Genomic DNA, 26,717 nt, shown 5'->3' on the forward strand with positions numbered 1-26,717 from the left:
GAGACGCGGTGCTTGAAGATCTGAAGGTAATCCCGGTGGCCGCCGTGCCGGTTGAAATCAGCAAGGCGCGGCGCTACGGCACCTTCGCCGCCATCATGCTGGTCTATGTGTTCTATTCGTTCTGCTGGAACACCGAGAACTTCCTGCGGCCATATGTCGCGCAGGCGCTGGGGTTGTCGCGGATCGAGGTGTCGGCGTTCTACACGGCGCAGGCCAGCGGCGCGCTGTTCGGCGCCATCATCCTGTCGCAGATCGCCGATCACTACAGCCGCCGCAACACGCTGGTGGCGATCAGCATCGGGATCGGACTGGCGGCGCTGGGCGTGGTGTTCGTTGTCGATTTCCAGACCGCCCTGCTGCAGCGCTTTGTGATGGGCTTCTTCCTCGGCGGCGTGTTCGGCTGCGTGGTCAGCGTGTACGTGGGCCTGTTTTCCGCCACGGTGCTGGGCTTGTTGTCCGGCCTGGTGCAACTGGTGTACAACGGCGGCGATGCGCTGCTGTCGTGGACCGGACGCCACTACGACGCCAGCAACTGGCAGCATCTGTTGCAGATCGGCGGCTGCGGCGCGATCTGCGCCGGGATCGCGGTGTGGCTGGTGGTGCCGTCGGACCGGCATCGGACGCTGGCCGCGCGCAAGCTGGGACAGCGCCCGGCGTTGCGCGAGCTGTTCGAGCATGGGCGCTGGCGCCTGACGGGCCGGCTGGCGCTGATGTCGGGCTTGAACTACTTCGCCTTCCAGTCCTTCAACGGCTGGGTGACGACGTATCTGCGCGAGGTGCATCACTACCCGAGCGACACGGTCGGCAAGCTGATGACGGTGCTGCATGTCGGCTCGATGCTGGGCGCGGTGGTGTGGGGCCTGGTCGGCGACCGCTTCGGGCGTCGCGCCAACCTGGTGGGCTTCCTGCTGGCGTCGGCGGTGGCGGTGGTGTACATGAACGTGCCGCCGGATGCGCTGGCGCTGGGTGTGGCCGGCTTCTGCTACGGCTTCTGCATCGTCAGCCACGGTATCTGGGGACCTTATTTCGCCGAGCTGTATCCCGAGCATCTGCGGGCGACGGCGGCGTCCATCATCAACTGGGGCCGGGTGGTGTCGCTGTTCGGATCCCTGCTGTCGGGCTGGATCGCGCACGAGGCGGGACTGCAAACGGTGATGTACATCGGCGGCGCCACCTACGCGCTGGCCGGCCTGCTGTGGTGGACCCTGCCGGAAACCCTGCGGCGCAAATAGCTACAATACAATCGTAAAGCGCGCGCTGCCCAGCGGCGAATCCTCGACGGTGATGACACCGCCGCGCAGCGCGATCGCCCTGGTGCTGATGGCCAGGCCTAGGCCGTAGCCGGCGGTGCCGTGATCCTGCTCGCGCTCTAACCGGCGGAACGGTTCGAATATCCGTTCGCGCTGATCGACGGGGGACTCCGAGCCGTCATCGTCGACTCTGAAGCATAGGGACAGTTGCCATTTTTATGCAGAGACGCGAACCGCCGCGCGGGGTTGTAGACTGGAAAGTATTTGCGTCAGTTTAGGGATGATGGGAAGTAGAGCGGTCAGTTCGTTGGAGTTGGTATCAAGGATGACAACGGCGATCGGAAGCGTCTTCAAGTTTTGCTGATACGGCAGATTTTTATCAACAGTGATGAATGCGTCGAAACTGGTAGCGGCCTGTGCAAGCAGTAGTCCGTTCTTTAGTCCGTTCCATCCCTTTTCTCCAACGGTGCTTACTACGTGGCCGGGCAAGTGGCGGCGCAGGCCGGCTGGCACCGATTCGTCAAGAAGCAAGCGCATCGGCTAGCAAGTGCTGCTTCGCCGCCTCCAGGACTGCTATGGCGGTGTCGCGAGGTACAGAGGGAAAGTCCTCCAGAAAATCACTCAGCGACGACTGTCCTGTAATGTAATCGAATAGGTTTTGCACAGGAACGCGAGTGCCTCTAAAGCAAGGCACTCCGCTCATGATTTCAGGATCGCTTTTGATGTGCTGATTGTTCACCACTGCCTCCGTTTTTTAAGACTAGCACATTACTGCGAAGCGAGAAAATAGAATTTGTCCTCGATCAAAAAGCTCATATCAACTCGAAAAAAAAGGACGCCGTGGCGTCCTTGAAAATTGTAGAGCGGCCGCGCTAGCCGGCCAGCTTGGCTTTCAGCAGTTCGGTCAGCTGCGCCGGGTTGGCCTTGCCGCGCGAGGCTTTCATCGCCTGGCCGATCAGCGCGTTCAGCGCCGCTTCTTTACCTGCGCGGTACTGCTCCACCGATTTCTCGTTGGCGGCGATGACGTCGTTGACGATCGCTTCCAGCGCGCCGGTATCCGAGATCTGCTTCAGGCCCTTGGCTTCGATGATGGTGTCGACCAGGTTCTCGTCGGCGGACTTGGCTTCCCACATGCCGGCGAAGACTTCCTTGGCGGCTTTGTTGGAGATGGTGCCGTCGGCGATGCGCTTCAGCAGCGCGGCCAGCTGTGGCGCCGATACCGGCGCATCAGCCAGGTCCACGCCTTCGCGGTTCAGCGTCGACGAGACGTCGCCCATCAGCCAGTTGGCGGCGGCCTTGGCGTTTTCCTTGCCGGCTTTCTCCACCACGGCGACGAAGTAGGTCGCCATCGCCTTGGATGCGGTCAGCACCAGCGAGTCATATTCCGGCAGCGCGTATTCGCTGACGAAGCGGGCGCGCATCGCGGCCGGCAGTTCCGGCATCGAGGCCTTGACCTTGGCGATCCATTCGTCGGAGATCATCAGCGGCGGCAGGTCCGGATCCGGGAAGTAGCGGTAATCCTGCGCGTCTTCCTTGCTGCGCATTTCGCGCGTTTCCTTGCGGTCCGGATCGTACAGGCGGGTCGCTTGCACCACCTTGCCGCCGTCTTCGATCAGTTCGATCTGACGGCGCACTTCGACGTGCACCGCTTCCTCGATGAAGCGGAACGAGTTCAGGTTCTTGATCTCGCAGCGGGTGCCGAGCGCGGTCTCGCCCTTCGGGCGCACCGAGACGTTGACGTCGCAGCGGAACGAGCCTTCCTGCATATTGCCGTCGCAGACCCCGAGCCACATCACCAGCGAGTGCAGGGCCTTGGCGTAGGCCACCGCTTCGGCGGCGCTGCGGATTTCCGGCTCGGAGACGATCTCCAGCAGCGGCGTGCCGGCGCGGTTCAAGTCGATGCCGCTCATGCCGGCGTAGTCTTCGTGCAGCGATTTGCCGGCGTCTTCTTCCAGGTGGGCGCGCGTCAGGTTGACGGTCTTGGTGACGAATTCGCCGTCCTTCTCAAAGCCGAAGGTCAGCGAGCCGCCGATCACCACCGGGTCTTCGAACTGGCTGATCTGGTAGCCCTTCGGCAGGTCCGGATAGAAGTAGTTCTTGCGGGCGAAGATCGACGCCGGCGCGATCCTGGCGCCGACGGCCAGGCCGAAGCGGATCGCGCGGTCCACCGCCTGCTTGTTCATCACCGGCAGCACGCCAGGCAGCGCCAGGTCGACCGGGCTGGCCTGGGTGTTGGCTTCGGCGCCGAACTTGATCGGCGATCCGCTGAAAATTTTTGATTCGGTCGTGAGCTGCACGTGGTTCTCAAGACCGATGACGACTTCCCATTCCATATTGTTCTCGCTATCTTTTTTATTAAATTCCGGCCGGAGCGCGGGTGTGCCAGTCGGTCGCTTGCTGATAGGCGTGGGCGACGTTCAGCAGCTTGGCTTCGCCGAAATGCTTGCCGATGATCTGCAGGCCCACCGGGCGGCCCTTGGCGCCGAAGCCGACCGGGATCGACATGCCGGGCAAACCGGCCAGGCTGGTCGACAGCGTGTAGATGTCGGCCAAGTAGGCGGCGACCGGATCGTCCGACTTGTCGCCAAGGTCCCAGGCCACGCTTGGCGCGACCGGTCCCATGATGACGTCGCAGACGGCGTCCGGGCCGTTCAGCACCGCTTCGAAATCCTGCGCGATCAGGCGGCGGATCTTTTGCGCCTTCAGGTAGTAGGCGTCGTAGTAGCCGTGGCACAGCACATAGGTGCCGACCATGATGCGGCGCTTGACCTCGGCGCCGAAGCCTTCGGCGCGGGTCTTGCGGTACATGTCCGACAGATCCTTGTACTCGGCCGCGCGGTGGCCGTAGCGCACGCCGTCGAAGCGCGACAGGTTGGACGAGGCTTCCGCCGGCGCGATCATGTAGTAGGCCGGGATCGACAGCGCGGTGTTCGGCAGCGAGATGTCGACCAGCGTCGCGCCCAGCGCCACGTATTGCGCCAGCGCGGCGCGCACCGCGTCCTCGACGTCTTTCGACAGGCCTTCGCCGAAGTATTCCTTCGGCACGCCGATACGCAGGCCGGTCAGCGGCTGGCCCAGTTCGCGGGTGTAGTCTTCGTCGATGCCGCCCAGTTCCGGCGTCAGCGAGGTCGAGTCGCGCTCGTCGAAGCCGGCCATCGCGTTCAGCAGCAGCGCGCAGTCTTCGGCGGTTTGCGCCATCGGGCCGCCCTGGTCCAGCGACGAGGCGAAGGCGATCATGCCGAAGCGCGACACGCGGCCGTAGGTCGGCTTGATGCCGGTGATGCCGCAGAACGCGGCCGGCTGGCGGATCGAGCCGCCGGTGTCGGTGCCGGTGGCGGCCGGCGCCAGGCGCGCGGCCACGGCGGCGGCGGAACCGCCCGACGAGCCGCCCGGCACGGCGCTGTGGTCCCACGGATTCTTCACCGGACCGAAGGCCGAGTTTTCATTCGCCGAGCCCATGGCGAATTCGTCGCAATTGAGTTTGCCCAGCGTGACCATGCCGGCGTCGCGGAATTTCTGCACCACGGTGGCGTCGAACGGGCTGACATAGTTGGCCAGCATTTTCGAGCCGGCGGTCGAGCGCCAGTCGCGGGTGACGAAGATGTCCTTGTGCGCGATCGGCACGCCGGTCAGCGGCGTGGCGGTGCCGGCGGCGATGCGGGCGTCGGCTTCGGCCGCCTGCGCCAGCGTCAGCGCGCGGTCGACGTGGAGGAAGGCGTTCAACTCGCTCTGTTCGATGCGGTCGAGGAAGTGCGTCGCCAGTTCGGTGGCGGTGATGGCTTTACTTTGCAGCAGCGCGGACAGCTCTTTGAGGGTTTTGGTGTGCATGGCGTTTCAATTCAGATTCGGTGATCGGGGAGGATGCGGTGACGGCTGGTCCTTACTCGATCACTTTCGGCACCAGGTACAAACCGTCCTGGGTCTTGGGTGCGACGGCCTGGTAGTCCTCGCGGCGATTGGCTTCGGTGGCCGTGTCCTCGCGCAGGCGCAGCGCGATATTGTTCATGTGCGCCGCCAATGGGTGGCTCAGCGGGGCGACGCCGTCGGTGTCGACCGCCTGCATCTGTTCGGCCAGCGCGAAAATGCCGTTCAACTGCTCCAGCGCGGTGGCGGATTGCTGCTCGCTCATCTCAAGTTGGGCCAGTTTGGCGATGCGTGTTACGTCGGATAGGGTCAGGGACATGGCGAATGGCGCGGATGGGCCGCGCGGGTTTGGTTGTGATTATGATAAAAGCTTGAAGTTCTGCCTATTTACCGGCAAAAGTCGGCGTATGCCGCGTATTTGCGGTCTCGGCCATCACACTTTTGGCTGGATTTTCGGCAAATCGCATTCAAATTATAAGGTAGAATGGCGGGTTGATGCGTTGCCGGCGCTGAATCATTGCTGCCGCCGCGTCCGACAGGATTCCCTTTAACGGCTTACGCGCACATAAGTGGCGACACAGGACACACATGTTTGGTTTTTTACGCAGGTATATTTCCACCGATCTGGCCATCGATTTGGGCACGGCCAACACTCTGATCTACGTCCGCGGCCAAGGCATCGTCCTTGATGAACCATCGGTCGTCGCGATCCGCCAGGAAGGCGGCCCGAACGGCAAGAAGACGATCCAGGCAGTTGGTAAAGAAGCAAAGCAAATGCTGGGCAAGGTTCCCGGCAACATCGAGGCGATCCGCCCGATGAAAGATGGCGTGATCGCCGACTTCACCGTCACCGAGCAAATGCTCAAGCAGTTCATCCGCATGGTGCACGACTCCAAATTCTTCCGTCCTTCGCCGCGCATCATCATTTGCGTGCCGTGCGGTTCGACCCAGGTCGAGCGCCGCGCGATCCGCGAATCGGCGCTGGGCGCCGGCGCTTCGCAAGTCTATCTGATCGAGGAGCCGATGGCGGCCGCGATAGGCGCGGGCCTCCCGGTCTCCGACGCCACCGGCTCGATGGTGGTCGACATCGGCGGCGGCACCACCGAGGTGGGCATCATCTCGCTGGGCGGCATGGTTTACAAGGGTTCGGTGCGCGTCGGCGGCGACAAGTTCGACGAGGCGATCGTCAACTACATCCGCCGCAACTACGGCATGCTGATCGGCGAACAGACCGCCGAGGCGATCAAGAAGGCCATCGGTTCGGCCTTCCCTGGTTCTGAAGTCAAGGAAATGGAAGTCAAGGGCCGCAACCTGTCCGAAGGCATTCCGCGTTCGTTCACCATCTCGTCCAACGAGATCCTGGAAGCGCTGACCGACCCGCTGAACAACATCGTCTCCGCCGTCAAGAACGCGCTGGAACAGACGCCGCCTGAACTGGGCGCCGACATCGCCGAAAAAGGCATGATGCTGACCGGCGGCGGCGCGCTGCTGCGCGATCTGGATCGCTTGCTGATGGAGGAAACCGGCTTGCCGGTGCTGGTGGCGGAGGATCCGCTGACTTGCGTGGTGCGCGGCTCCGGCATGGCGCTGGAGCGGATGGACCAACTGGGTTCGATCTTCTCCTACGAATGATCTGACTAGACGGGGCCGCCAACAGCGGCCCCGATGCATTAGGGTGACTTGACAGTCTCGTTGGCGCGCGAGCGCCGGATTATTTGGAAGTCATGGAATACAGTCCTCCGCCACTTTTCAAGCAAGGCGCTTCGGCCCGGGTCAAGATGACGGTGTTCGCGTGCATATCGATTGCACTGCTGTTGGTCGACTCGCACATGCGCACCCTGGCCACCGTGCGCCAGGCCGCCGGCACCGTGTTGTACCCGCTGCAAATGGCGGCGCTGCTGCCGCGCGACGCCCTCAAGGGCGTCGGCGATTACTTCTCCACCTTGTCGGCGCTGGAAAAGCAGGTGCGCGAGCTCAAACGCCAGCAGATCGCCAGCGCCCAGGCGATGCAGCAGGCGCAGCTCCAGACGGCGGAAAACGCCCAATTGCGCCGCTTGATGGACGCACGCGAGCGCCTGCCGGTCAAGTCGCAACTGGCCGAGGTGCTGTACGACGCGCGCGACGTCAACAGCCGCAAGATCATTCTCGATCGCGGCACCCGCAACGACGTGGTGCTCGGTCTTCCCGTGATCGACAACCAGGGCGTGGTCGGCCAGGTGACGCGGGTGTTCCCTTTCACGTCGGAAGTGACGCTGCTGACCGACAAGGAGCAGGCGATCCCGGTGCAGCTGCTGCGCAATGGCTTGCGCAGCGTGGCCTATGGCCGCGGCAAGTCCGGCGCGCTGGAGCTGCGCTTCACCGCGCCCAACGCCGACATCAAGGTCGGCGACATCGTGGTCACCTCGGGCCTGGACGGCGTCTATCCGGCCGGGCTGGCGGTGGCGCGCGTGACGCAGGTGGAGAACAGCGCCGCCGGTTCCTTCGGCGGCGTGATCTGCGAGCCGCTGGCCGGCATCTCCAACAATACGCAGCTGCTGATCCTGATGTCGACGCCGGAGATGCCGGCGCGTCCGCCGGATGAAGAGCAGCGCGCGCTGAAAAAGCATAACAACAAGATGGCGCCGATCAAGGAGGCGCCGAAAGAGGGCGTCGATCCGCAGCCGGCCGCCGCCGCGCCGGTCGCGAACGGCCCCCCTGGCCTGATCCCGGTGATGCCGCCGGCGCCCAAGCCGGCGCCCGCCGCCGACGCCGCGACCGCGCCCGCCGCCGCCACGCCCGGCGCGACGACGGCGCCGGCCGCCGCTGCCGTCGCCGCGCCGGCCGCGACCACCAAACCGAAAGAACCGGCACGATGAACCGTCCCCATTACATACTGCTGCCGGTCAGTCCGCTGTTCATCGCGTTCAGCCTGTTCTGCGCTTTTTTGCTCAACCTGCTCCCCTGGGGGGGCTTCGTCGGCGTGCCGGACTTCGTCGCGCTGGTGCTGGTGTTCTGGGGCGTGCATCAGCCGCGCAAGGTCGGCATCGGCACCGCCTTCTTCCTCGGCCTGCTGATGGACGTGCACGACTCCACGCTGCTGGGCGAGAACGCGCTGTCGTACACGCTGCTGTCCTACTTCGCCATCATGCTGCACCGCCGGGTGCTGTGGTTCCCGATGCTGACGCAGGCGATGCACGTGTTTCCGCTGCTGGTGCTGGCGCAAACGGTGCAGCTGATCGTGCGCTTCTTCGTCTCCGGCAAACTCCCGGGCTGGTTCTATTTCGTCGAAAGCGTGGTCGCGGTTGCCCTGTGGCCCTTGGCGACCTGGATCCTGCTGGCGCCGCAGCGGCGCGCGGTCGATCGCGACCACACTCGTCCCATCTGACGTCCCGGTCCCGGCATGGAGATTAAGGACAACCAGCGCGAACTTCAACAGTTCCGCCTGCGCCTGACGGTGCTGGGCGGGATGGTGTTCTTCTGTTTCGGCCTGCTGCTGGCGCGCTTCATCTGGCTGCAGGTGATCAAGCACCAGGACTTCGCGGTGAAGGCGGAAGAGAACCGCATCGCCATCGTGCCCATCGTGCCGAACCGGGGCCTGATCCTGGACCGCAACGGCGTGGTCCTGGCGCGCAACTACTCGGCCTTCACGCTGGAGATCACCCCGTCCAAATTGAGCGCCACGCTCGATGAAACCATCGACGAGCTGTCCAAGCTGGTGTCGGTGGAGGTCAAGGACCGCAAGCGTTTCAAGAAGCTGCTGGACGAATCCAAGGGCTTCGAGAGCGTGCCGCTGCGTACCCGCCTGACCGACGAGGAAGTGGCGCGCTTTTCCGCGCAGCGCTTCCGCTTCCCCGGCGTCGAGGTGCAGGCGCGCCTGTTCCGCCAGTATCCGCTGGGCGAAACCGCGTCGCACGTGATCGGCTTCATCGGCCGCATCAACCAGTCCGAGATCAAGGCCATCGACGCCACCGACGACGCGCCCAACTACAAGGGCACCGACCATATCGGCAAGGAGGGCCTGGAGAAAAGCTACGAGAAGCAGCTGCACGGCCAGACCGGCTACGAGGAGGTCGAAGTATCGGCCGGCGGCCGCGCCATCCGCACCTTGTCGCGCACGCCCGCCACGCCGGGCAACAACCTGATCCTGTCGATCGACATCGAATTGCAGAAGGTGGTCGAGGAAGCCTTCGGCGAATGGCGCGGCGCCTTCGTCGCGATCGAGCCGTCGACCGGCGACATCCTGGCCTACGTCTCGCGGCCCGGCTACGACCCGAACCTGTTCGTCGACGGCATCGACGCGCAAAGCTGGAACGAGCTGAATACCTCGCTGGACCGGCCGATGGTGAACCGTCCGCTGTCCGGCACCTACGCGCCGGGTTCGACCTTCAAACCTTTCATGGCGCTGGCCGCGCTGGAGCTGGGCAAGCGCAATCCGGCCCAGGCTTATCCGGATCCCGGCTTCTTCTACCTGGGCGGCCACAAGTTCCGCGACGATAAGGTGGGCGGCCACGGCAACGTCGACCTGCGCCGCTCGATCATCGTCTCCTGCAACACCTACTACTACCAGCTCGGCAACGACATGGGCATCGACTCGATCGAGCAGTTCATGCGGCCTTTCGGCTTCGGTGAAAAGACCGGCATCGACCTGGAAAACGAAAAGAGCGGCGTGCTGCCGTCCAAGGAATGGAAGCGCAAGCGCTTCAAGACCGCCGCGACGCAGAAGTGGGTCGGCGGCGACACCATCTCGGTCAGCAACGGCTCGGGCTACAACTCGTACACGCCGCTGCAGATCGCGCACGCGATGGCCAACCTGGCCAACGACGGCGTGGTGATGAAGCCGCACCTGGTCAAGATCCTGGAGGACGGCAGCACCCGCGCGCGCAAGCTGACGGTGGCGAAGGAAAGCTACCGCATCCCGCTCAAGCAGGAAAACATCGACATCATCAAGAGCGCCATGGTGGGCGTCAACAGCGAAGCCGGCGGCACCGCCTTCCGCGCCTTCGCCAATGCCGGCTACACCTCGGGCGGCAAGACCGGCACCGCGCAGGTGGTGGCGATCAAGGCCAACGAGAAGTACAACAAGGCGGCGCTGGCCGAGCGGCTGCGCGACAACGCGCTGTACACCGCCTTCGCGCCGGCCGACAAGCCGCGCATCGTGGTGGCGATGGTGGTGGAGAACGCCGGCTGGGGCGCGGAAATCGCCGCGCCGATCGCGCGCAAGGCGCTCGACTTCTACCTGCTGGGCAAGCGCCCGACCGACAAGGAAACCACCAAGGTGCCGAAGGAGGACGCGGTGGCCTTCGATCCGATCGAGGAGCCGGCGGCGGTGGAAGCCGCGGCCGCCGCCGTCGAAGCCAAGCGCGAACCCGCGCAGCCGGCCCCGGCACCCGCCCCGGCCCCGGCGCAAGCCCCGGCCGCCGTGACGGCGCCGGCGTCGCCGGTGCCGGCGCGGAAAAAACAATAAGGACCACTGCATCATGCGCATCAACGAAAGGCGTTCCCTGTGGCGCCGCCTGCGGCCGTACTTCACCGTGTTCGACGGGCCGCTGACCCTCATCATCCTGATGCTGCTGTCGGTCAGCCTGGTGACGCTGTACTCGGCCAGCATCGGCATCCCCGGCAAGATGGAGGACCAGCTGCGCAACATCGTGCTGTCGTTCTTCGTGATGTGGGTGGTGGCCAACATCTCGCCGCAGATGATGATGCGGATCGCGGTGCCGGCCTATGCGATCGGGGTGCTGCTGCTGGTGTGCGTGGCGCTGTTCGGCACCATCAAGCTGGGCGCGCGGCGCTGGCTGCACGTCGGCATCGACATCCAGCCGTCCGAATTCATGAAGATCGTCACGCCGCTGATGCTGGCCTGGTTCTTCCAGAACCGCGCCGGCCAGCTGCGCTGGCAATCGTATGCCATCGCCGCCGTGCTGCTGGCGGTGCCGGTCGGCCTGATCGTGCGCCAGCCCGACCTGGGCACGGCGCTGCTGGTGGTGGCGGCGGGCTTCTGCGTGATCTTCCTGGCAGGCCTGTCGTGGAAGGCGCTGGCGGGTTTGCTGATCGCCGGCGCCGCCAGCCTGCCGGTGATCTGGTCGGTGCTGCACGACTACCAGCGCGAGCGCGTGATGACGCTGATCGATCCGACCTCGGACCCGCTGGGCAAGGGCTTCCACATCATCCAGTCGACGATCGCGGTCGGCTCGGGCGGCGTCACCGGCAAGGGCTGGACCCACGGCACGCAGGCCCACCTTGAATTCATCCCGGAGCGCACCACCGACTTCATCTTCGCCGTGTATTCGGAGGAGTTCGGCCTGGCCGGCAACCTGCTGCTGATGGTGCTGTACCTGCTGCTGATCGGCCGCGGCCTGATGATCGCCGGGAACGCGCCCAACTTCTTCACCCGCCTGCTGGCCGGCGCGGTGACGATGATTTACTTCACCTACGCCTTCGTCAACATGGGCATGGTCAGCGGCATCCTGCCGGTGGTCGGCGTGCCGCTGCCGTTCATGAGCTACGGCGGCACCGCGCTGCTGACGCTGGGCCTGGGCGCCGGCATCCTGATGAGCATCCAACGGCACCGCAAACTGGTGCAGACCTGATGCGCCTCGCCGACGGCCGCCCGCTGCTGCAGCGGATGCGGCCCTATGTGATGGTGTTCGACGCGCCGCTGGCCATCATCATCACGCTGCTGCTGTGCGTCGGCCTGGTGACGCTGGCCTCGGCCGGCATGGCCATCCCCGGCAAGGTCGAGGACCAGCTGCGCAATATCCTGTTTGCCTTCCTGATCATGTGGATCGTGGCGAACGTGCCGCCGCAGGCGATGATGCGGCTGGCGGTGCCGGCCTACGCGCTGGGCGTGGCGCTGCTGCTGGCGGTGGCGCTGTTCGGCGTGGTCAAGGGCGGCTCGCGGCGCTGGCTGAACGTCGGCGTCCAGATCCAGCCCTCCGAATTGATGAAGATCGCCATGCCGCTGATGCTGGCCTGGTTCTTCCAGCGGCAGCAGGGCCAGATGCGCTGGCACGCCTACGCCGTCGCGGCGCTGCTGCTGGCGATACCGGCCGGCCTGATCGCGCGCCAGCCGGACCTGGGCACGGCGCTGCTGGTGACGGCGGCCGGCTGCTATGTGATCTTCCTCAGCGGCCTGTCGTGGAAGGTGATGGTCGGGCTGGCGGCGGCCGGCTGCGCCTCGCTGCCGCTGCTGTGGGCGGTGATGCACGACTACCAGCGCGAGCGCGTGCTGACCTTGATCGACCCGTATCACGACCCGCTGGGCAAGGGCTTCCACATCATCCAGTCGATGATCGCCATCGGCTCGGGCGGCTTTGCCGGCAAGGGCTGGACCCACGGCACGCAGGCGCACCTGGAGTTCATCCCCGAGCGCACCACCGATTTCATCTTCGCTGTGTTCTCCGAGGAGTTCGGCCTGACCGGCAACCTGGTGCTGATGGTGCTGTACCTGCTGCTGATCTGGCGCGGCCTGCACATCGCGGTCAACGCCGCGACCTTTTTCTCGCGGCTGCTGGCCGGCGCGGTGACGATGATCTACTTCACCTATGCCTTCGTCAACATGGGCATGGTCAGCGGCATCATCCCGGTGGTCGGCGTGCCGCTGCCGTTCATGAGCTACGGCGGCACCGCGCTGATGACGCTGGGCCTCGGCGGCGGCATCCTGATGAGCATCCAGCGGCATGGCCGCGCGGTGCGCTCGGGAGCGCGCGCATGATGGAGATCAAGGACAACGAGCAGGAGCTGCGGCGCTTCCGCGCCCGCGTCACCGCGCTGGGCGGCATGGTGCTGATCTGCTTCGCGCTGCTGACGGCGCGCTTCATCTGGCTGCAGATCATCAAGTACAAGGACTTCGCGGTGAAGGCGGAGGAGAACCGCATCGCGCTGGTGCCCATCGTGCCGAACCGGGGCCTGATCCTCGACCGCAACGGCGTGGTCCTGGCAAGCAATTACTCGGCCTACACGCTGGAGATCACGCCGTCGAAATTGACGGCGTCGCTGGACCAGACCATCGACGAGCTGGCGGCGCTGGTGGAGATCGATGTCAAGGACCGCAAGCGCTTCAAGAAGCTGCTGGAGGAATCCAAGGGCTTCGAGAGCGTGCCGCTGCGCACCCGGCTGACCGACGACGAGGTGGCGCGCTTCGCGGCGCAGCACTTCCGCTTCCCCGGCGTCGAGGTGCAGGCGCGCCTGTTCCGCCAGTATCCGCTGGGCGAAACCGCGTCGCACGTGATCGGCTACATCGGCCGCGTCAGCCGCGCCGAGGCGGCCGCCATCGAGGACGGCGACGACGCCGCCAACTACAAGGGCACCGACCATATCGGCAAGGAGGGCCTGGAGAAAAGCTACGAGCAGCAGTTGCATGGCAAGACCGGCTACGAGGAAGTCGAAGTGTCGGCCGGCGGCCGCGCCATCCGCACCCTGTCGCGCACCGGAGCGACGCAGGGCAGCAACCTGATACTGTCGATCGACATCGCGCTGCAGAAGGTGGTGGAGGAGGCCTTCGGCGACCGGCGCGGCGCGCTGGTGGCGATCGAGCCGTCGACCGGCGACATCCTGGCCTACGTCTCGCGGCCCGGCTACGACCCTAACCTGTTCGTCGACGGCATCGACGCGCAAAGCTGGAACGAGCTGAATACTTCGCTGGACCGGCCGATGGTCAACCGGCCGCTGTCGGGCACCTACGCGCCCGGGTCCACTTTCAAGCCCTTCATGGCGCTGGCGGCGCTGGAGCTGGGCAAGCGCACGCCGGGCCAGACCACGCCGGATCCCGGCTACTACTACCTCGGCGGCCACAAATTCAATGACGACGTGGTCGGCGGCCACGGTTCGGTGGACATGCGCCGCTCGATCATCGTGTCCTGCAATACCTACTACTATGCGCTCGGCCACGACATGGGCATCGACGCGATCCACGATTTCATGCAGCCGTTCGGCTTCGGTGAAAAAACCGGCATCGACCTGGATAACGAGAAGTCCGGCGTGCTGCCGTCGCAGGAATGGAAGCGCAAGCGCTTCAAAGGTGCGGCGGGCAAGTGGGTGGGTGGTGATACCATCTCGGTCAGCAACGGTTCGGGCTACAACGCCTACACGCCGCTGCAGATCGCGCATGCGGTGGCCAACCTGGCCAACGACGGCGTGGTGATGAAGCCGCACCTGGTCAAGATCGTCGAAGACGGTGCGACGCGGGCGCGGACGCTGACGGTGGCGAAGGAAAGCTATCGCATTCCGCTGAAGCGGGAGAACATTGATTTCGTCAAGAACGCGATGGTCGGCGTGACCAGCGAGCCGGGTGGCACCGGTTTCCGCGCCTTCGGCGGCGCCGGCTACACGGTGGGCGGCAAGACCGGCACGGCGCAGGTCATCACGATCAGGAAGGGCGAGAAGTACAATGCCGCGCGACTGGCGGAACGCTTGCGCGACAACGCGCTGTTCACGGCCTTCGCGCCGGCCGACAAGCCGCGCATCGCGATCGCGATCGTGGTGGAGAACGCGGGCAAGGGCGGCGAGCATGCGGCGCCCATCGTGCGCAAGGCGCTGGATTATTATTTGCTGGGCAAGCGCCCGGCGGGCAAGGATACGACCAAGGTGGAGAAGGAAGACGCCGAGACCGTGCTGCCGGTGGAAGGGCAGACGCTGGAGGAGCAGGCCGCCGCGATTGAGCTGGAGCGCGCGCCGCCACCGGCGCAGAAGAAACCATGAGGATGATCACCATGCGGATGGACCGAAGTTGTATGTTGAAAGTCTCCGTCTTGACGGCGGCGCTGGCGCTGGTCGGCTGCGGCAGTTTGCCGACCGAGGAAAGCGGCCCGCTGTCCAAGTCGTCGCGCGTGCATCCGCCGGTGATCAAGGCGCCGTCCACCACCAAGCCGGCGACCACGCTGCCGGTGCTGCCGCCGGCGAATTCCGGGCGCGGCGGCTACTACCAGGACGATGGTCCGGGCGATGCGCCGCCTGCCAACCTGGCCGATGTGCCGGACGCCGACGTGCGCAACGATCCGCTGCTGCCGCGCTCCAATCGTCCGTATGTGGTGTTCGGGAAGACCTATACGCCGTTGACCGACAATCAGCCGTATTCGCAGATCGGTGTCGGCAGCTGGTATGGCAAGAAGTTCCATGGCCAGCGCACCTCGTCCGGTGAGCTGTACGATATGTACAAGATGACGGCGGCGCATCCGACGCTGCCGATTCCTTCCTATGCGCGTTTGACTAACATGGTCAGCGGGGCGGTGGTGGTGGTGCGCATCAATGATCGCGGGCCGTTCCATGCCAGCCGTGCGATCGATGTCTCGTACACGGCGGCGTTGAAACTGGGTTTGCTGGGCAAGGGTAGTCATGAGCTGAAGATCGAGCGCATCCTGCCCGACGAGATCGACCGCATGCAGGCGTCGCGCGAAGGCGTGTCCGGCACCACCAAGCCGCGCCTTCAGTCGCAGTCGAAGGACCGGCTGGTGACGGCGACGCCGCCGCCATCGGCGCCGTCGCTGATCCAGCCGCTGGTGCTGTCGCCGCAGCCGGTGCCCAGCGCGCTGACGCCGCAGGTCACGGCGCTGATGTTGTCGGACCGGGCGCCGGACGAGGCCAGCATGCCGACGGCGTCGACGGCGCCGTCCGCGTCCGCCACGCCGGCGATGCCCGGCCTGGGCGCGCCGGCCGCCGCCGGCTTCTACATCCAGCTGGGCGCGTACTCGCGCGCCGAGAATGCCGAAGCGGTGCGCGGCAAGCTTGCCGGCACTGGCTTGAATGGTTTGGAAGTGGTGCAGGCCGGCTCGGTGCACCGGTTGTTCAGCGGCCCGTTCGCCACGCGCCAGGAAGCGCTGCTGGCGGCGCAAGGCCTGCCGTCGTCACTGAGCCTGAAGCCGATTGTGATCCAGCGCTGATTATTTGCAGGCGCGGGTTTCGGTGTTGGGGAAGCCGGCGCGGATCTGTTCCAGCTTGGCCTTCAGCGGCGCGTCGACCTCGCGGAACTGGTAGCCCAGCAGCTTGCTGCCGCTCATGCGCGGCGTGATGCGCGCGGTGCGCACGCCTTGCTTGACCAGCATCGCCAGCTGGTTCTGCGCCGCGCCTTCGGTCTTGAACACGCCCAGCGAAATCCCCCAGCGCAGCGGCGAATTGTCGGACATGATGAAGTAGTTGCTGACGCCCAGGCCGCGCAACTCGGCCGCCTTCTTGTCAGCGGCTTCCTTGTTGCCCTGCGGCGGAATATGCACGATGTAGCCGGAGACTTCGGTGCCGGGCAGGTTGTGGCGCGACTGGCGGTCGCCCAGGTTCAGCGGCGCCAGCTGGGCTTCGAAGCGGCGCGCGTCGGCCAGCACGAAGCTGGCGATCTCCACGCAGGCCAGTACCTCGGGCGCGGCCTTGGCGGCGCCGTTGGCTGCGGCGGCTGCGCTTGCGGTAGCGGCGGTGGCGGCCGCCGCGCTGTTGGCTTTCTCGGCCGGGATGATGACCAGCTTGTCGGCGTTGAGCTGCTTGAGCAGGCGTTCCGGCTCGCGCTCGTTGCCGCTGAAGTGGCCGAGATAGCCCTGTCCATACGCGAACAGCGCGGCGTTGACGGCTAACAGCGACCAGAAAATAAATTTCAGCACAAGGGCTTCCTCATTCGGCGCCGCCGGCGGCGGCATGCAATCCGATCAGCACGATATTCTCGACGATCCGGTACGGCACCTTCAGCATCGGCGCGATGAAGGGTGCGGCGCCGCCGGAGATGATGCACTCGGCCGCGCCGTGCAGCGCGAACGCGTGTTCGATGGCGCCGCTCTGCGCGGTCATGCAGCCGCTCAGGATGGCGTCGTCGGTGTTGTCGGCGAATCCGTCCGGCAGCTTACCGTCTTGCGCGATCTGCGGCAACTGCGCGGTGTTGCGCGCCAGCGAACTAGCCATCAGGCCCAGTCCCGGCAGGATCATCCCGCCGAGGAACACGCCGTCGGCGGTGACCGCGTCGATGGTGGTGGCGGTGCCGCAATTGGCCACGATCACCGGCCGGTCCGGCGCCAGCGCGTGGCCGGCGATGGCGGCGGCGAAGCGGTCGCAGCCCAGTTGCGCCGGGTTGCGGTAGCCGTTGGTCAGGCCGGCCAGCGCCGGCACGGAAGCGAACCATTCGATCGCCAGCTGCGGCAGCATGGCGGGGAAGGTGCGCTGCAGGACGTATTCCAGATGTACGTGCAGCGCGTTGCCGGCGACGTTGGCGATCAGGATGCCGCTGACCTCACGGCCGGCGGTCGCTTCGCTCCACGCCAGTTCCAGTTGCGGCAGATCGGTGTGGGCCACCGCGCCGTGCGCGGTCCATTCGCCCAGCGCCGCGCCGGGTGCGGCCAGCGCCCATTTAACGCGGGTGTTGCCGGCGTCGATGAGTAGAATCATGATGTTCCGATAGGTGAGGAGAGGCGCAGCGAGACGTCGCCGGACAGCACGTCGACCCGGCCTTGCGGCGTGTCCAGCATCAGGCGGCCGATGGCGTCGACGCCGGCGGCCACGCCTTGCTGCGTCACCGCGCCGTTGTCGAGCAGGACCACGTGCTGTCCCTGCCACGCGTGCAGCGTGTTCCAGCGTTCGGCGAAAGGCGCAAAGCCGGTGTCGTCGAATTCGGCCAGCACGGCGGCCAGACGGCTCAGCAGCGCGGCCATCAGCTGGTTGCGGTCCATCTGCGCCAGCCATGGCGCGGCCGCCACTTCGCGGCCGATGGCCGCTTCCAGTTCGTCCGGCATGATCAGATTGAGGCCGACGCCGATCACGGCCCAGATGGCGCCGTCGCTGTCCTGTTTCGCGGTCTGGGTTTCGACCAGGATGCCGGCCAGTTTTTTACCGTCGCGCAGCAGGTCGTTGGGCCATTTGATCTGCACCGGCACGCCGAGCGAGGCGATGGTCTCGGCCAGCCCCACGCCGACCGCCATCGGCAGGCCGGACATGCGATGCAGCGGCCCCTTGAAGCGCCACGCCAGCGAGAACATCAACGCCGCGCCGGGCTGCGACAGCCACGCGCGGCCGGCGCGGCCACGGCCCGCCGTCTGGTTGTCGGCGATGCGCAGCACCGGGCCGTCCAGCGTGTCGACGCGCGCCAGCAGGTCGGCGTTGGTGGAGCCGGTTTCGGCCACCGTCTCGATGGCGACGTGACTGGCGCTGGTGGCGCAATGGGCCGTGATGGCGGCTGCGGATAAGTTGGTCATGATGCGGTCTTGCGAGGTTTGTGCGGCGCCTTGCTGAAGGCGAAATCGTACACCGCGTTAGGCAGCAGGCGCAGCACCTTGGCCACCACGCCCATCTGCCACGGGATGACGGCGTAGCTGTCGCCGGCGGCGATGACGCGGGCGGCGCGCGCGGCGAACTTCGCCGGCGCCATCAGGAACGGCATCGGATACGGGTTCACCTGCGTCATCGGCGTATCGATGTAGCCGGGGCACAGCGTGACGACGCGGATGCCGTAGCGGTGCATTTCCAGCCGCAGCGATTCGCAGTAGCTGATCACCGCCGCCTTGGAGGCGCTGTAGGCTTCGGCGCCGGGCAGGCCGCGTATGCCGGCCACGCTGCCGATGCCGACCAGCCGTCCCGGCGTGCGCTGCGCCCGCATCGCCGCGATGAACGGGGCGAAGGTGGCGGCGGTGGCCACCACGTTGGTCGCGATCACGTCGGCGAACACCGGAATGTCTTCGGCGAATTCGGTCAGCGTGCCGACCGAGATGCCGGCGTTGGCGATCACCACGTCGATGCCGCCGGCGTGCGCCAGGAAGGCTTGCGCGGCGGTGGCGATGGCGGCGTGGTCGCGCACATCGACCGCGTAGGCGCGGTGGCGTTCAGGATGGGGGAGGGTGGCGATCAGCCGGTCCAGTGCGTCGCCGCGCCGGGCCAGCAGGCCGAGCGTGGCGCCTTGCGCCGCATACTCGGCGGCCAGCGCGGCGCCGATGCCGCTGGAGGCGCCGGTGATGAAGACGCGCGAAGGCGTCATGCTTATTTCTTTTCCGCTTTCGCTTTCGCGACCAGCACGTCCAGCACCTGGGTGACGGCGCCGTGCAGCTGCGCTTCGGTGGTGGCCGATTTCTTTTCGGCGTCGGCCATGGTCGGCGACGTCATCCACTTGCCGTCCACGGCCAGCATCGGCCACGAATCGACTTCGTAGGCGTCCATCATCGCGGTGGCCTTGCGCACGCGGCCGGCGACGCCGAAGCCGCGATAGGTGTCGATGAATTTCTGGCGGTCGATGCCCTGCTTGGCGACGAAGTCGAACACCAGTTCATCGCGGTTCATGCGGTTGTGGTTGACGTGGATCTCGGCGAAGGCCTTGGAGTTCAGCGCTTCGGTCAGCAGGCCCATCGCTTCCAGCGTGAAGAACATTTTTTGCTGCGGCAGGTCGGTGCCGGAGCGCGAGATGTGGGTGCGCTTGAAGACGATGTTGTCGCCCTGTTTCTTGACCCATGCGGTCAGCGCCGGATCGAAGGCGGAGCAGTGCGGACAGGCGTAGTCGAAGAACTCGATGATCTCGACCTTCTTGCCGGTGTCGACCGCCTGCGGCGTGGCCAGGGTCTTGTACTCGACGCCGTTTTTCGGATCGGCCGGCGAGGCGGACGACAGTGCCATTGCGCCCATCATCAGCGCGCCCACTACAAATTTCATCAATCGCATCTTGAAACTCCTGGCTTATTTCTGGTTGCGTACAACGGCGACATCGATGCCGTTCTCGGATAATTTGCTACGTACTTTGTTCATCGCTTCGACCTGGTTGAACGGGCCGATACGCACCCGGTGCAGCACGCCGGTGTCGGTGGCGCGGTCGGACAGGTTGGCCTCGAAGCCCAACAGGGCCAGCTTGGCGCGCGCGCTTTCGGCGTCGGCCACTTCGCGGAAGGCGCCGGCTTGCAGGTAGTAGATGAATTTCTCGTCGCCGCCGTTGTCGGCTGCGGCAGCGGCGGCCGCCGGAGCGGCCTTCGCCACCGGCTGCGGCGCCACGTTGGCGGCGGCTGGAATCGCGGGCGCGGCCTTCGGCGCAGGCGCAGGCGCCGGCGTGGTCGGCGTGGCCTGGATCTTGTCCACCACCGCCTGCAGCGGATCGGCGGCCGGCGCCTTGGGCGTATCCTTCGCAAAATCCTTTGCCGCTTCCCGCGCCGCTTCCTTGTTGCCGTACATCGGCTTGTTCGGATCGGCCGCCTGGCCGGCCGTGGTTTCGGTCGACTTGGTCGCATGGCCCTTGTCGGTGAACGGCGTGGCGCCCTTGGTGATGACCAGGGCCACCACCACCGCGATGGCGAGGCCGATGACCAGGCCGATAACGATACCGATAAAGGTGTTGCCTTGCTGGGAGCGTAACTTCATTGTGCGGGATGTCCTTCGCATTACATTTTGTTGGGAGCGGAGACGCCGATCAGCGCCAGGCCGTTGCGCAGCACCTGGCGGGTGGCGACCATCAGCGCGATACGGGCCGCCTTCAGCGCCTCGTCGTCGACCAGCACGCGTTCGGCGAAGTAGAAGCTGTGCAGGTTGGCGGCCAGGTCGCGCAGATAGAACGCGATCTGGTGCGGGCCCAGTTCCGCCTGCGCGCGCGCCAGCGTTTCCGGATACGCGGCCAGCGTCGCCAGCAGCGTCGCTTCGGTCGGCGCGGTCAGCGGCGACAGGTCGACGTTGGCCAGCGCGGCTTCGTCGCCGGTCCACTGTTCCAGCATGCGGCAGATGCGGGCGTGGGCGTACTGCACGTAATACACCGGATTTTCGTCCGAGGTCTTCAGCGCGACGTCGACGTCGAACACGAATTCGGTGTCGGCCTTGCGCGAGATGAGGAAGAAGCGCACCGCGTCGCGGCCCTTGGTGATGTCGCCGCCGCCGGACCATTCGATCAGGTCGCGCACGGTGACGTAGGAGCCGGCGCGCTTGGAGATCTTGACCTCTTCGCCGCCCTTCATCACGGTGACCATCTTGTGCAGCACGTAGTCGGGGAAGCCTTGCGGGATGCCGACGTCGACCGCCTGCAGGCCGGCGCGCACGCGGGCGATGGTGCCGTGGTGGTCGGAGCCCTGAACGTTGATCGCCTGGCCGAAGCCGCGCTGGAACTTGACGATGTGGTAGGCCACGTCCGGCACGAAGTAGGTGTAGGTGCCGTCCTTCTTGCGCATGACGCGGTTCTTGTCGTCGCCGTAGTCCTCGGTGCGCAGCCACAGCGCGCCTTCTTCCTCGTAGGTCTTGCCGGATTTGTTGAGCATGTCGACGGCGGCGTCGACCTTGCCGTCGGCGTACAGCGACGATTCGAGGTAGTAGTTGTCGAACTTGACGCCGAAGGCCTGCAGGTCGATGTCCTGCTCGTTGCGCAGGTAGGTCACGGCGAAGTGGCGGATCGATTCGATGTCTTCGATGTCGCCCGTGGCGGTGGCCGGCGAGCCGTCCGAGGCGGACACGGTTTTCTTGGCGAGGAAGTCGGCGGCGATGTCGGCGATGTAGTCGCCGTTGTAGGCAGATTCGGGCCAGGCGGCGTCGCCCGGCTTGTGGCCGCGCAGGCGCGCCTGCACCGAGTTGGCCAGGGTCTGGATCTGCACGCCGGCGTCGTTGTAGTAGAACTCGCGGGTCACGTCGAAGCCCTGGGCGCCGAACAGCGACGACAGCGCGTCGCCCAGCGCGGCCTGGCGGCCGTGGCCGACGTGCAGCGGGCCGGTCGGATTGGCCGAGACGAATTCGATGATGACGCTCTTGCCCTTGCCGGCTTCGCTGTTGCCGTAGGCGGCGCCCTGCGCCAGCACGGTCTTGACCACGGCCTGCTTGGCGGCGGCGGTCACGCGCAGGTTGATGAAGCCGGGGCCGGCGATGTCGACCGCCTCCACCAGGCCCTTGCCGGCCGGGTTGGCCAGCAGCGCCTCGACCACCTTGGTGGCCAGTTCGCGCGGGTTCATTTTCAGCTGCTTGGCCAGTTGCATGGCGATGTTGCAGGCGACGTCACCGTGCGACGGGTCGCGCGGGCGCTCCAGCACAACATTCGGAACAAGCGTGGCGGCGCCGTCGATGCCGGCCAGGATCGGTGCGAGGGCGGCCTGGAACAGGGCGGTGATATCTTGTTTTTGTTGGGCGAGCATGGGCAGTCTGGCGGCGGGGCCGCGCTAAAAAATGTATCCGGAAGCGAAAACGGCCGGCGGCGGGGCCGGCCAAACAGCGGTAATTATACTGGTTTGCCAAGATGCGCGGCCAGCGATGCGGGGTGCCGGATACAACCGTTACAAATGCCGTAATCGCTATGTCATATGCACTGCTGTATACTGCGCGATCACGGCAGCCGGCCCCACTCTGGAATTAGCATATGAACAAGCGTACGACGCTCTCCTTGAAGTCCCCCGCGAAGGCGTCGCCCGCGAAGGCCGCGGCCCCCAAAATGCGCGCCAGCCATGCGCGCGAGCTGAAACCGGCGCCGCAGACCAGCTTCCAGACCGGCCTGAAGCCCGATTCGCTGGCCTTCAGCCTGATCGGCGCCGCCCACGCGGTGGCCCAGGTCCGCACCGGCACCAACCTGCCGCAGGCGCTGGCCCAGGTCTGGGGCCGCCAGGAGACGCTGCCGCAGGCGCGCGGCGCGATGCAGGACATCGCCTACCGCGCCATGCGCCAGCTCGGCCAGAGCGAGGCGCTGGTGGCGCTGATGGCGCCCAAGGCGCCGGAACCGCTGGTGTCGGCGCTGCTGTCGTGCGCGCTGGCGCTGATGACCGCGCCCGACGAGACGCCGCCGTATGAGGAATTCACCATCGTCGACCAGACCGTGACGGCGGCCGACGCCCATCCGGACACCGCCCGCGCCAAGGGCATGGTCAACGCGGTGCTGCGCCGCTTCCTGCGCGAGCGCAAGGCGCTGCTGGACGCGGCGCTGATCCAGCCGGTCGCGAAATGGAATTACCCGCAGTGGTGGATCGACGCCGCCAAGGCCGCCTGGCCGCAGGACTGGCAGGGCGTGCTGGCGACCGGCAACACCGCGCCGCCGCTGACCTTGCGCATCAATGCGCGCAAGACCACGATGGAACAGTATCTGGCCACGCTGGACGCGGCCGGCATGGCGGCGACCCGGATCGGCCCGTACGCGGTGCGGCTGGCCAAGCCGGTTGGCGTGGCGCTGATTCCCGGCTTCGGCGACGGGCTGGTGTCGGTGCAGGACGCCGGCGCGCAGCTGGCCGCGCCGCTGCTGGACGTCCGGGACGGCATGCGCGTGCTCGACGCCTGCGCCGCGCCGGGCGGCAAGACCTGCCACATCCTGGAATTGGCCGACGCCGACGTGACCGCGCTCGACGCCGACGCCAAGCGCCTGGTGCGGGTCGGCGAGAACCTGGAACGGCTGCAACTGAAGGCCGCGCTGCAGCCGGCCGACGCGCAAAGCGCCGGCTGGTGGGACGGCCAGCCCTACGACCGCATCCTGGCCGACGTGCCGTGCACCGCCTCCGGCATCGTGCGCCGCCATCCGGATATCCGCTGGCTGCGGCGCAAGGGCGACACGCTCCAACTTGCAACACTTTCCGGCAAAATCCTCGACAACCTTTGGCAGATGCTGGCCCCGGGTGGTAAATTGCTGTTCGTGACATGTTCGTTGTGGCCGCAGGAATCCGAGGCGCAGGCGGCCGCTTTCGCCGTCCGCAACCAGGCGGCGCGGCTGGACGCGCCCGGTCAATTGCTCCCCGCCGGCGGCGCCGGGCAGGATCACGATGGTTTGTTCTACGCCCTGTTCCAGAAAAATGCGTAACCGTTTTGCCTGTTTTACTTCTTCGGACCCCTTGAGCACCGGCCCACACGTGACACAACGATTTTTTCGACTCCTGACCGGGCAATTGCTGCTGATCCTGGCCCTGGCCACGGGGTTGCTGGCGCCACAGGCCGCCCAGGCCTATGATGGGGTCGAAATCCGCCGTGCGCTGGTCGAGGCGTCGGACGAGGGCTACCGCCTGTCGGCCACCTACGCCTTCGAGCTGAGCCGCGAGATGGAGGACACGCTGCAGTACGGCCGCTCGCTGTACTTCGCCACCGAAATCGAATTCACCCGCCCGCGCTGGTACTGGTTCGACGAAAAAGCCATCGTCGCGCGCCAGACCATCAGCCTTTCTTATAATGTCTTGACGCGCCAGTACGGCGTCTCGGTCAACGGCAGCGTGTCGCAGAACTTCTCCTCGCTGGAGGACGCGCTGTTCCTGATCCGCCGCCCGAACCGCTGGCTGGTGGCGCCGCGCGGCGCGCTCAAGGTCGGCGAGTGGTACAACGTCAACCTGAGCATGGGGCTCGACACCAACTATGTGCCCAAGCCGCTCAAGGTCAACGCCCTGAACAACAGCGAATGGCGCCTGACCTCTGAAAAGAAACCCTTCCGTTACAAGGCGGAGTAAGTGAGCACGGCCCTGCGGTATTTTTCCGTCGTCGGCGGCGCCATCGTCAGTATCCTGCTGTTCATGCTGGCCTCGGCCTCCGACAAGTCCGGCTTTTTCGACCGCTACTACGGCTGGCTGCTGGGCTTGAACGCGGCGGTGGCCGGTTCGCTGCTGCTGCTGGTGGCGGTGTCGCTGTTCCGCCTGTATTCCCGCTACAAGACCGGCAAGTTCGGCTCCAAGCTGATGACGCGGCTGGTGCTGCTGTTCGCCGCCATCGGCGTGCTGCCGGGGTTGGTGATCTTCCTGGTGTCGGTGCAGTTCGTCTCGCATTCGATCGATTCGTGGTTCAACGTGCCGGTCGAGGCCGCGCTGGAGTCCGGCATCAACCTCAGCATCGCCGGCCTGGACCGCTCGGTCGGCGAGCTCAAGGTGACCGCCGAGCGCACCGTGCAGCAGCTGGCCGACCGGCCGTTCGGCACCGAGCGCGCCACGCTGGCGGCGCTGGTCAAGGACGAGACCGGCATGCAGAGCGCGATCATCGTCGACGCCGAGGGCGGCCTGATCGTCAGCGCCCGCGCCAGCCGCAGCGGCAACCTCAGCGCCGCGCTGCCGAGCCGCGAGATGATGGCCAAGGCCAAGAGCGACGACGCCTACGGCGCGCCCGAGGGCGGCGGCGAGCTGCGCAGCAATCTGATCGACGCCCCGGCCGCGCCGCAGGACAACGCCAACGCGCTGCGGCTGCGGGTGGTGATGGCCATACCCGACCACGTGCAGCCCAACGGCACCCATCTGGCGCCGCGCTACCTGCAGCTGCTGCAGCTGGCGCCGACGCAGCTGGCCGCCGACGGCGAAACCATCCGCAGCGCCTACGCCGACTACAAGGAGCGCTCCACGGCGCGCGACGGCCTGCGCAAGATGTACATCGTGACCCTGACGCTGACGCTGCTGCTGGCGGTGTTCGGCGCCATCGCCAGCGCCTTCCTGATCGCCAGCGACCTGGCGCAGCCGCTGCTGCTGCTGGCCGAGGGCACGCGCGCGGTGGCCGAGGGCGATCTGTCGCCGCGACCGATCGTCGCCACCTCCGACGAGCTGGGCACGCTGACGCAATCGTTCAACATGATGACGCGCCAGCTGTCGGACGCCCGCAGCGCCGTCGAGCGCAACCGTTCGGCGCTGCAAAACGCCAAGACCCACCTGGAATCGGTGCTGGCCAATATGTCGGCCGGGGTGATGGTGCTGGACCACGAATTCCATCTGATCAGCTGCAACGATTCGGTGGAGCGCATCCTGCACCAGGCCGGCGTGACCATGATCGGCCAGAAGCTCGACGAGATCGAGGGCCTGCAGGAATTCGGCGCCGCCATCGTGGCCGGCTTCGCGGCGCAGAGCGCGCAGTCGGCCGCCGGCCGCAATCTGCAGCGCATGCACTGGCAGCGCCAGATCGAGGTGCCGCGCCGTTCGACCAGCCTGGACGACAACGACCTGACGCTGCTGACGCGCGGCTCGCGGTTGCCGATCGACAGCGGCAGCGGCTACCTGGTGGTGTTCGATGACATTTCCGACGTGATCTCGGCGCAGCGCTCGATCGCCTGGGGCGAGGTGGCGCGCCGGCTGGCGCACGAGATCAAGAATCCGCTGACGCCGATCCAGCTGTCGGCCGAGCGCCTGCAAATGAAGCTCGAAGGCAAGCTGAACCCGGTCGACACCGAACTGCTCAACAAGGGCACCGCCACCATCGTCAACCAGGTGGCGGCGATGAAGCGCATGGTGGACGACTTCCGCGACTACGCGCGCACGCCGCCGGCGGTGCTGGAGCCGCTGGACCTGAACGCGCTGGTGGAGGAGATCCTGAACCTGTACATCAGCGGCGAGGGCAACGACATCATCCATCCGCAGCTGGCGCCGGGCTTGCCGCTGGTGATGGGCGACGCCACCCAGCTGCGCCAGGTGATCCACAACCTGCTGCAGAACGCGCAGGACGCCATGGCCGAGTTGCCGGCCGGCGCGCCGCGCGCGCACATTGACGTGATCAGCGAAGCCATTCATTATCAGGGCGCGGACGGCTGCACCCGCACCGCCGTGCGGCTGGCGATCACCGACAACGGCCCCGGCTTCGCGCCGAAAATCCTGGCGCGGGCGTTCGAACCGTACGTCACGTCGAAGGCGCGCGGCACCGGCCTCGGCCTGGCGATGGTGAAAAAAATTATCGATGAGCATGGGGGCCGGATCGATATCCAGAACCATGTCGATAGAAGTGGCGCGTCGGTATTGATTTTGCTGTTAAAGTTAGCACCGGCGTCGCAAAATACCTAAAGTTTGGTGACTAAAA

Annotated in this window: 25 protein-coding genes; 12 read left to right on the forward strand and 13 right to left on the reverse strand. The window is 66.0% G+C overall.

Going from position 1 to position 26,717, the window contains the following annotated elements:
* Positions 1–8: 8 nt before the first annotated feature.
* Positions 9–1,232 (forward strand): MFS transporter, encoded by a 1,224-nt coding sequence (locus GW587_RS29240; RefSeq protein WP_166108430.1) that lies wholly within the window; start codon positions 9–11, stop codon positions 1,230–1,232.
* On the opposite strand, the gene GW587_RS29245 is transcribed toward GW587_RS29240, so the two are convergent.
* From GW587_RS29245 to gatC, 6 genes are all read right to left on the reverse strand, one after another.
* The gene (locus GW587_RS29245) at positions 1,233–1,457 is read right to left on the reverse strand and encodes an ATP-binding protein (protein WP_166108460.1); all 225 of its coding nucleotides are present in this window, start codon (positions 1,455–1,457) and stop codon (positions 1,233–1,235) included.
* Between the two features lie 9 nt (positions 1,458–1,466).
* Positions 1,467–1,781, reverse strand: coding sequence for a hypothetical protein (locus GW587_RS29250; protein ID WP_207393693.1), 315 nt, complete (start codon positions 1,779–1,781; stop codon positions 1,467–1,469).
* Entirely contained in the window at positions 1,771–1,989 is a 219-nt protein-coding gene (locus tag GW587_RS29255; protein WP_371875662.1) for a DUF433 domain-containing protein, read from the reverse strand. The genes GW587_RS29250 and GW587_RS29255 overlap by 11 nt, the downstream gene beginning before the upstream one ends.
* A gap of 133 nt (positions 1,990–2,122) precedes the next feature.
* Complete coding sequence (gene gatB, locus GW587_RS29260; protein ID WP_166108432.1) at positions 2,123–3,583, reverse strand: Asp-tRNA(Asn)/Glu-tRNA(Gln) amidotransferase subunit GatB; 1,461 nt, start codon at positions 3,581–3,583, stop codon at positions 2,123–2,125.
* Between the two features lie 22 nt (positions 3,584–3,605).
* On the reverse strand, positions 3,606–5,078 hold the full coding sequence (gene gatA / locus GW587_RS29265; RefSeq protein ID WP_166108433.1) for an Asp-tRNA(Asn)/Glu-tRNA(Gln) amidotransferase subunit GatA: 1,473 nt from the start codon (positions 5,076–5,078) through the stop codon (positions 3,606–3,608).
* A 52-nt stretch (positions 5,079–5,130) separates the two neighbouring features.
* On the reverse strand, positions 5,131–5,433 hold the full coding sequence (gene gatC / locus GW587_RS29270; protein ID WP_166108434.1) for an Asp-tRNA(Asn)/Glu-tRNA(Gln) amidotransferase subunit GatC: 303 nt from the start codon (positions 5,431–5,433) through the stop codon (positions 5,131–5,133).
* A gap of 269 nt (positions 5,434–5,702) precedes the next feature.
* Here gatC and GW587_RS29275 point away from each other — a divergent pair, with 269 nt between their 5' ends.
* From GW587_RS29275 to GW587_RS29310, 8 genes are all read left to right on the forward strand, one after another.
* A complete protein-coding gene (locus GW587_RS29275; RefSeq protein ID WP_008445008.1) occupies positions 5,703–6,746 on the forward strand; it encodes a rod shape-determining protein in 1,044 nt (347 codons plus the stop codon).
* 92 nt (positions 6,747–6,838) lie between these two features.
* Positions 6,839–7,969 carry a rod shape-determining protein MreC gene (gene mreC, locus GW587_RS29280; protein ID WP_166108435.1) on the forward strand — a complete coding sequence of 377 codons (1,131 nt, stop codon included), beginning with the start codon at positions 6,839–6,841 and terminating at the stop codon, positions 7,967–7,969.
* Positions 7,966–8,478, forward strand: coding sequence for a rod shape-determining protein MreD (gene mreD / locus GW587_RS29285; RefSeq protein ID WP_166108436.1), 513 nt, complete (start codon positions 7,966–7,968; stop codon positions 8,476–8,478). Before mreC ends, mreD begins: the two co-directional genes overlap by 4 nt.
* A gap of 15 nt (positions 8,479–8,493) precedes the next feature.
* Positions 8,494–10,557, forward strand: a complete 2,064-nt coding sequence (mrdA, locus tag GW587_RS29290; RefSeq protein ID WP_166108437.1) for a penicillin-binding protein 2 — start codon at positions 8,494–8,496, stop codon at positions 10,555–10,557.
* A 13-nt stretch (positions 10,558–10,570) separates the two neighbouring features.
* Positions 10,571–11,683 carry a rod shape-determining protein RodA gene (rodA, locus tag GW587_RS29295; protein ID WP_166108438.1) on the forward strand — a complete coding sequence of 371 codons (1,113 nt, stop codon included), beginning with the start codon at positions 10,571–10,573 and terminating at the stop codon, positions 11,681–11,683.
* Positions 11,683–12,807, forward strand: a complete 1,125-nt coding sequence (gene rodA / locus GW587_RS29300) for a rod shape-determining protein RodA (protein WP_166108439.1) — start codon at positions 11,683–11,685, stop codon at positions 12,805–12,807. Before rodA (GW587_RS29295) ends, rodA (GW587_RS29300) begins: the two co-directional genes overlap by 1 nt.
* Positions 12,804–14,792 (forward strand): penicillin-binding protein 2, encoded by a 1,989-nt coding sequence (gene mrdA / locus GW587_RS29305; protein WP_166108440.1) that lies wholly within the window; start codon positions 12,804–12,806, stop codon positions 14,790–14,792. Before rodA (GW587_RS29300) ends, mrdA (GW587_RS29305) begins: the two co-directional genes overlap by 4 nt.
* A gap of 32 nt (positions 14,793–14,824) precedes the next feature.
* Complete coding sequence (locus GW587_RS29310) at positions 14,825–15,970, forward strand: septal ring lytic transglycosylase RlpA family protein (protein ID WP_229259711.1); 1,146 nt, start codon at positions 14,825–14,827, stop codon at positions 15,968–15,970.
* Here the strand turns inward: GW587_RS29310 and GW587_RS29315 are convergent, their stop codons facing one another.
* From GW587_RS29315 to argS, 7 genes are read right to left on the reverse strand one after another with little or no spacing between them, the layout of a single operon-like run.
* The gene (locus GW587_RS29315) at positions 15,971–16,675 is read right to left on the reverse strand and encodes an SPOR domain-containing protein (RefSeq protein WP_166108441.1); all 705 of its coding nucleotides are present in this window, start codon (positions 16,673–16,675) and stop codon (positions 15,971–15,973) included.
* Between the two features lie 10 nt (positions 16,676–16,685).
* Positions 16,686–17,450 carry a type III pantothenate kinase gene (locus tag GW587_RS29320; RefSeq protein WP_166108442.1) on the reverse strand — a complete coding sequence of 255 codons (765 nt, stop codon included), beginning with the start codon at positions 17,448–17,450 and terminating at the stop codon, positions 16,686–16,688.
* Positions 17,447–18,253 (reverse strand): biotin--[acetyl-CoA-carboxylase] ligase, encoded by an 807-nt coding sequence (locus GW587_RS29325; RefSeq protein ID WP_166108443.1) that lies wholly within the window; start codon positions 18,251–18,253, stop codon positions 17,447–17,449. Before GW587_RS29325 ends, GW587_RS29320 begins: the two co-directional genes overlap by 4 nt.
* A complete protein-coding gene (locus tag GW587_RS29330; RefSeq protein WP_166108444.1) occupies positions 18,250–19,029 on the reverse strand; it encodes an SDR family oxidoreductase in 780 nt (259 codons plus the stop codon). Before GW587_RS29330 ends, GW587_RS29325 begins: the two co-directional genes overlap by 4 nt.
* A 2-nt stretch (positions 19,030–19,031) precedes the next feature.
* Entirely contained in the window at positions 19,032–19,694 is a 663-nt protein-coding gene (locus GW587_RS29335) for a thiol:disulfide interchange protein DsbA/DsbL (protein WP_229259712.1), read from the reverse strand.
* A 24-nt stretch (positions 19,695–19,718) separates the two neighbouring features.
* Positions 19,719–20,390, reverse strand: a complete 672-nt coding sequence (locus tag GW587_RS29340; RefSeq protein WP_229259713.1) for an SPOR domain-containing protein — start codon at positions 20,388–20,390, stop codon at positions 19,719–19,721.
* A 20-nt stretch (positions 20,391–20,410) separates the two neighbouring features.
* The gene (gene argS / locus GW587_RS29345) at positions 20,411–22,132 is read right to left on the reverse strand and encodes an arginine--tRNA ligase (protein ID WP_166108447.1); all 1,722 of its coding nucleotides are present in this window, start codon (positions 22,130–22,132) and stop codon (positions 20,411–20,413) included.
* Positions 22,133–22,353: 221 nt separating this feature from the next.
* On the opposite strand from argS, the gene rsmB reads away from it, so the two are divergent.
* Genes rsmB through GW587_RS29360 form a run of 3 tightly spaced genes read left to right on the forward strand, consistent with a single transcriptional unit; the run spans position 22,354 to position 26,701 of the window.
* Positions 22,354–23,772, forward strand: a complete 1,419-nt coding sequence (gene rsmB / locus GW587_RS29350) for a 16S rRNA (cytosine(967)-C(5))-methyltransferase RsmB (RefSeq protein ID WP_166108448.1) — start codon at positions 22,354–22,356, stop codon at positions 23,770–23,772.
* A complete protein-coding gene (locus tag GW587_RS29355) occupies positions 23,765–24,406 on the forward strand; it encodes a DUF4390 domain-containing protein (protein WP_166108449.1) in 642 nt (213 codons plus the stop codon). Before rsmB ends, GW587_RS29355 begins: the two co-directional genes overlap by 8 nt.
* Positions 24,407–26,701, forward strand: a complete 2,295-nt coding sequence (locus GW587_RS29360) for a sensor histidine kinase (protein ID WP_166108450.1) — start codon at positions 24,407–24,409, stop codon at positions 26,699–26,701.
* The last annotated feature ends 16 nt before the right edge of the window (positions 26,702–26,717 follow it).

It is taken from the genome of Duganella aceris (genome assembly GCF_011090165.1).
GTDB lineage: Bacteria > Pseudomonadota > Gammaproteobacteria > Burkholderiales > Burkholderiaceae_D > Rugamonas > Rugamonas aceris.